The organism is Lysinibacillus sp. NPDC093688, from assembly GCF_050280145.1.
In the GTDB taxonomy this organism is placed as follows: Bacteria; Bacillota; Bacilli; order Bacillales_A; family Planococcaceae; genus Lysinibacillus; species Lysinibacillus xylanilyticus_B.
The window spans coordinates 1-5,577 of the sequence record NZ_JBNNUX010000066.1 but is presented as its reverse complement, the minus strand read 5'-3'; the positions used below and the strand labels follow the sequence as shown (position 1 = coordinate 5,577).

The 5,577-nt window shown below is 34.7% G+C and carries 4 protein-coding genes and 1 pseudogene; 4 read left to right on the top strand and 1 reads right to left on the bottom strand.

Features of this window, described 5'->3' with window-relative positions; all coding sequences use genetic code 11:
* A partial coding sequence (locus tag ACQKN2_RS24205; protein ID WP_427417200.1) for a hypothetical protein occupies window positions 1-203 on the top strand: 203 nt, incomplete at its 5' end.
* 426 nt (window positions 204-629) lie between these two features.
* Here the strand turns inward: ACQKN2_RS24205 and ACQKN2_RS24200 are convergent.
* Window positions 630-910 (bottom strand): annotated as a pseudogene (locus ACQKN2_RS24200) (hypothetical protein); the annotation flags it as partial.
* Between the two features lie 268 nt (window positions 911-1,178).
* On the opposite strand from ACQKN2_RS24200, the gene ACQKN2_RS24195 reads away from it, so the two are divergent.
* From ACQKN2_RS24195 to ACQKN2_RS24185, 3 genes are all read left to right on the top strand, one after another.
* Window positions 1,179-1,670 carry an RNA polymerase sigma factor gene (locus ACQKN2_RS24195; RefSeq protein ID WP_427417206.1) on the top strand — a complete coding sequence of 164 codons (492 nt, stop codon included), beginning with the start codon at window positions 1,179-1,181 and terminating at the stop codon, window positions 1,668-1,670.
* The gene (locus ACQKN2_RS24190; RefSeq protein WP_427417199.1) at window positions 1,667-3,448 is read left to right on the top strand and encodes a hypothetical protein; all 1,782 of its coding nucleotides are present in this window, start codon (window positions 1,667-1,669) and stop codon (window positions 3,446-3,448) included. Before ACQKN2_RS24195 ends, ACQKN2_RS24190 begins: the two co-directional genes overlap by 4 nt.
* Before the next feature lie 1,078 nt (window positions 3,449-4,526).
* On the top strand, window positions 4,527-5,096 hold the full coding sequence (locus ACQKN2_RS24185) for a hypothetical protein (RefSeq protein WP_427417198.1): 570 nt from the start codon (window positions 4,527-4,529) through the stop codon (window positions 5,094-5,096).
* The last annotated feature ends 481 nt before the right edge of the window (window positions 5,097-5,577 follow it).

Sequence of the window (5,577 nt, the reverse complement as noted above, 5' to 3'; positions counted from 1 at the left end):
TACGGACGGAACCACATGTAATTGCAACAAATAAAGGCAAAGAACGAAATGCAGTAATTGTTACTGATGCTTCAAATAGTACGACGGAACCACATGTAATTGCAACAAATAAAGGCAAAGAACGAAATGCAGTAATTGTTACTGATGCTTCAAATAGTACGACGGAACCACATGTAATCGCAACAAATAAAGGCGAAAAATGAAATGTAATTATTGTTACTGATGCATCAAATAGTACGACGGAATAGCGTTTAATCGCAACAAATGAAGAATAAATAAGTTGCTCCAAAGACTAGTCCTGAAATCCGGGACTAGTTTTCATTTACTCCATCATTTTTTCATAATAAAACTCAATTTCTTCCCACTTTGTTGGTGTGGTTTTAAAATAAAGTTTGATAAGAAATCCTATTAGCTTTAAAGTTAATAGGATTTCTTATTTCACTAACGTAAGCAGTTTAGTTGAATAAGCACTTAAAAAAGAGACAGTACCTTTTTGGGGACTGCCTCTTTTTCCTTAGTACATCTACTTTTATAACTAACTGCAAAGTAGGGAATTTTAATTGTTATGGTCTATAGGTACCATCCAGTTACTGTAAAGAGAGCCTAAATGTAATTCCAATAACTACTAGTTATTTTTCTGGTTTAATATAAGGGACAATTTGGGCAGTAGAACCTACTGATGCTCCACGAACAAAATCTTGATTTTCTAACGCTTTAAAATTTTGCGTTTGGCCAGTCAGCATCGCTCCTAAAATGCCTATTTAATCCTATTTTTATACATATTCAAAAAATCCTGGATTATTTCGATAAAGCCATTGTATGCCTCTTTTGGTGAAGGAGATGGTTCAAATCCATAAACCTGTGTACCAGAAGGTTCCTTACTTTCATCTACAATTGGCGAGGTAATATATTGATCCGTGTTACACCGATATTGCTAAGAAAACACAATGTAGCGAGAAAAAACTATCGACTTGTGGCTATTTAGCGCTTTATGATACTTTGTGCCCCGGCTTCCCGTTAACTTCTAGGTTTACGCAATCCATCACGGGAAGGTGGATTACTGCCATTGGGACAGGTTAGCCCAACTTGGATATAAAAAATTATTAATAGAATGTTACGTTTTAAGAAATGAATCGTTTATTAAACTGGATAGATTAAATGGGGGAAGTGAGTTGGATGTGAAGTTTGTTGACTTGTATGATGCTTATTTTGATGACATTTATAGGTATGTGTATATGAAGACGAGTAATAAATGGGAGACGGAAGATTTGGTTAGTGATGTGTTTCGGAAAGCGTTTGAGAAGTTTTCTGTGTTGGAAGGGCATCCGAATGAGAAGGCTTGGCTGTTTACCATCGCGAGGAATACGGTCATTGATTACTATCGAAAAAACAAGAGTGTGTTAATGGGAGATGAGTTCGAACAGTATTTGAGTCCGCTTCAATTTGAAGATCCGTTTGATGGTACAACGGAGAAGGAATGTTTACAGAAAAGTTTAGGGCATTTATCAGACGAAGATTTAGAAATTACGGAGTTACGGTATTTTGCGGATTTGAAATTTAAAGATATTGCGGTCATTTTAAAAAAAGAGGAAGGGTCTCTTCGTGTGAAGTCAAATCGTATTACGAAAAAGTTAGGTGTTTTGGTGAAGAAGTGTTTGGGGGGATTATGATGGAGAACGAAAAAATAAAGAAGACACTTTACGAGTTAAGAAATGAGATTGAAGTTGACATTGATTTAAAAAAACAATTGCGTAAAACATTAGTGAAGAAAAGTAGGACGAGGAAATGGAAGAATGCTTGGATTCCTTTAATTGCGGCAGCAATCATGTTTTTAGCTTTTTTAATGTCGAATGAACAAATGCAACACGTAAAGGCAAGTTCGTTAAAGATTGAGAATGCAATTTCATTTCTCGATATTGGGAGCGGGGAGATAACAGCCTATACGTATCATGCTGGACGTTTGTATCTCTCATTAGAGGGTAGAGGTATTTTTGTTTATGGGAATGAATTGAAACAAGTTTCAAATGATACTGCGGATAGTTTTAGCCGTTCGTCTAAGGGGGAGAAGCTACTTTTTACATATAATGGAGATGTGTTTTTGTTTGATGTGAAAACTATGAAGTCGGAAAAAGTGCTAGATGGAACTTCAGACTCTAGTTATATTTATCCAGAATGGAAGGATCAGAACCATATCTATTTAACAAAAGTAACGGATAATGAAAAACAAATTGTAGAAGTGAATGTGCAAACAAAGAAAGAGACCTTCATTGTAAGCGGAGAAATGGCCTCTCTTGTAGAGAAGGAACAGAAACTTGTCTTCGAGCGCCATGGAGAAATTATTATTTACAACGTAAAGAGTGGAAAAGAAACCATTGTGGATCGTGGTAAGAACCCATCTGTTACAAACGAGGGCAATTTTATTTCGTATGTGAAAGAGCGTTCGGGGTTTGAAGATGTATGGATTTCGGATATGGATTTAGAGACAAAAAATAAGGTCACGACAAATCCGCCTCCACGCTTTGAGCCTTCGGGTGAAGGGATGTATCGTTATCAATTTCCCATTTGGGGTAATGATGAACGTACATTGTATGTTATGAAAAAGAGAAACGATGGTGAAAACGGACCTGCTAAGATTATGAAAATCGAATTGAGTGAACAATCGAGTACGGAGATCGAGACGGTGAAAAGTTATTTACAAGCTTTGATGGTGCGAGATGATGACTTTGCAAAAAGCTTACTAAAAGACCCACCGGAATTTTTAACGTATTCGAATCCTAAACAAATTGGTTTTCAAATACTGGAGACGACAAAAAAAGAACAGTCTACTTCAGTAAAAGCTGAAGTCTATTGGACAGACACATCTCTTGCTTATTACAAAGTGTCCACGTATGACTTTACCCTTATGAAGGAAAATGAGCGATATGTGATTGAAACAGTGAAAGAGCTATCTGCCACAGAACTTTTGTCAAATGAACAGAACGAAATTGAATTGGTGAAGGATGGCAAGGGGGAGGCACTTTTTTCTTTACAAGACATTCCTCAGTCTTTTATTCAAACTGAAAATATTCGTTTCAGTTCCTTGCTCCGTACACATGATGAAAAAAACGTTATTTTTAGTTTGCAGGGAATGGATGAAACGAGTGAAGTTACCTTATTTTCTTTCAATCGTGAAATAAAAGCCTTCAACTTGTTAGCTACACTTGAAGGAGGAGTTATGTATAAAGTTGCACTGGATGCTACTGGACGCTATTTAACCGCAGACTATTCTACAGATGCTCTTGATTCGAAAATGTTAATCTTTGATTTAGAAAAAGGAAAGCAAACAGACTTTACCAACGTCCGCTCCAAGTTCTGGAAGGGAGACAAACTCATCCTAGAGGAAGTGGCGGAAACACATTCTATGTATTATCAGTATGATCCACATACGGGAAGTAAAATAAATTACTAATTCACTCAACTTTCGTAGAGTGAAACCGGCAAATACGCCTTGATATAGCTGGGTTGGCCGTTGAGCCGTTGTTGTAGTTGATTTTCAATCGACTTTCTTATTTTCGACTTATTAAACTATGGATAAAGCAAGGCAGGGTAGGCTTTACTTCAATAAGGAGTAGAGCCTTTTTCTTATTGAACTAACGGTGCAGGTTTGTTTAATAAGAAACCAGTTGGATAATTGTGGTAATGTATGAATTAAGGAGGGATAGATACGGTGAATATATTGCCATATTTCGGGTTAATTGTATTAGTATTAGCTAGCTTATTAAGCCCCAAAAATAAAATGAACTCCACTAAAAAGAAGTTATATCTTTTAAGTCTCATTTCAACTGTTATTTTTGCTTTCATACCTACGGGTGGCTATCAAGTCGATAGTAACGGGTATCTTTACTTCGGTTTTCCTGCTGAGAGTTTTGTATATCGTGGTGGATTGGTTTTCACATTTAGTTCTTTGGGATTATTGTTTAATTTTTTTCTATTTTATTGGTTTTTTAAGCTATTACTATATCTATGGAGAGTGTTAAAGGTACGAGTAAAGATGTAAATTCAGATTTATATTTGTAAATCATCTTATTTAGCTAACGGGGCAGTTTACTTTAAGAAATATATTATTTTGAACTACGATATAATACCCGCCCCTATTAACATTTACTATATAAAAATGTATAATATAGTTAATCGTTCTTTTTAACAGACTCCCCCGTCTGTTCAGGTGGCACAGGATTCGTGCTCGATTGAGCATCTCTCAACAATAAAAGATAAAGGGGTGGTTGTTATGAAGGAAATGTTTACGAGCCTTAAAGGATTTCTGATTGTACTACAAGCATTGACTTTATGTGTAAGTTTTCTAGACTTTAGTAACGGCATCGTTGAGGGGCCTGTTAAAGAGATACGATTGAACTAGTAAAAGGAAGGGGTATCGATCCAAGAAGGATTGATGCCCTTTTTGTTTAACTAATTCAACTAACAGGGCAGAATAGTTCAACAAAAGTATGGTTTAATTTGGTGAAATTATTTAGAGGGGAGAAAATATAATGAAAAAGCTTGTTCCTGTTTTAATAATAGTTGTTGTAGTCATCTTAGTAACTAATATATATGCTAACAAATATGATAGTTTTTCTAATAAAAATAATAATGATGAGAAGCGATGGAACCGTATTGCATCTGTCCTTGATAATGCGTGGGATGAATTTGGTTTATTTAGTTATCAAAAGACCCCAGATTCAACAATTCTTATTGTAATGGATAAAACTAAAAGTGAATTACAACTGAAAAAGTATTTAGAGGAAAATGTAAATAGAACAGATTTGAGCCAATTCAACATCGATATTACTAAAATAAGTTTACAAGAAGTTGAGACGGAGCAATTTATGTCGATAGTTTCAGGTATTGTATTTGATTATATAAAGGAAAAAAATTATAACGATGTGCAAGTGTATCTTCCTTTAATTGAACCTAAACCAATACTAAAAATAACTATTCCTAAGACCAGTGAGCTATCCAGTGAAAATTTAAAAATGGAGTTAGAAGATTTATTAATTCTCAAGAACTCTGGGCTACCAAAAAAAGATATTTCCTATGAAATTCAGGTTATAAAGAGTTGACATAAAAATTACTTTTTCTTTATTCCACTAACGGGGTGCTTTACTTGAAGACCATTTAGCTGCTTAGACAGCTCTTTTTTTGCTTATTGTACTAACGAGTCAGTTTAGTTGAAGAGTGTTTTTTAACTTGTTGAATAACAGTCTTTTAAGAAATGTTACCTAACGACGCTTGTGCAAAAATAATATTGTTGTTTAATTTACAATAGAGTCATTTAAAAAATAATAAAGTTGTTTAAAAATCCTTATTCCACGAACGGAGCAGGTTAGTGGAAGCAATAGTAATTAGGTTTGATTGGGAAAATTGTCGATGATATTAAAAAAGACACCGAAGTGCCTTATGTTTTTCAAATTAAGCATACCGATAAATTGAAATTTAATTACTTAAAATTATGTTTATCTTGGGAGCGAGGTATTTTATCGGTGAGTGTATACAAACCATGTAATGCTTGCTGTTAATAATGCTGACGAAATCAAAGCTGTA

Coding starts and splice junctions, on each gene's coding strand:
- ACQKN2_RS24190 (WP_427417199.1), top strand. CDS start 1,667: ATGATGGAGAACGAAAAAATAAAGAAGACACTTTACGAGTTAAGAAAT.
- ACQKN2_RS24185 (WP_427417198.1), top strand. CDS start 4,527: ATGAAAAAGCTTGTTCCTGTTTTAATAATAGTTGTTGTAGTCATCTTA.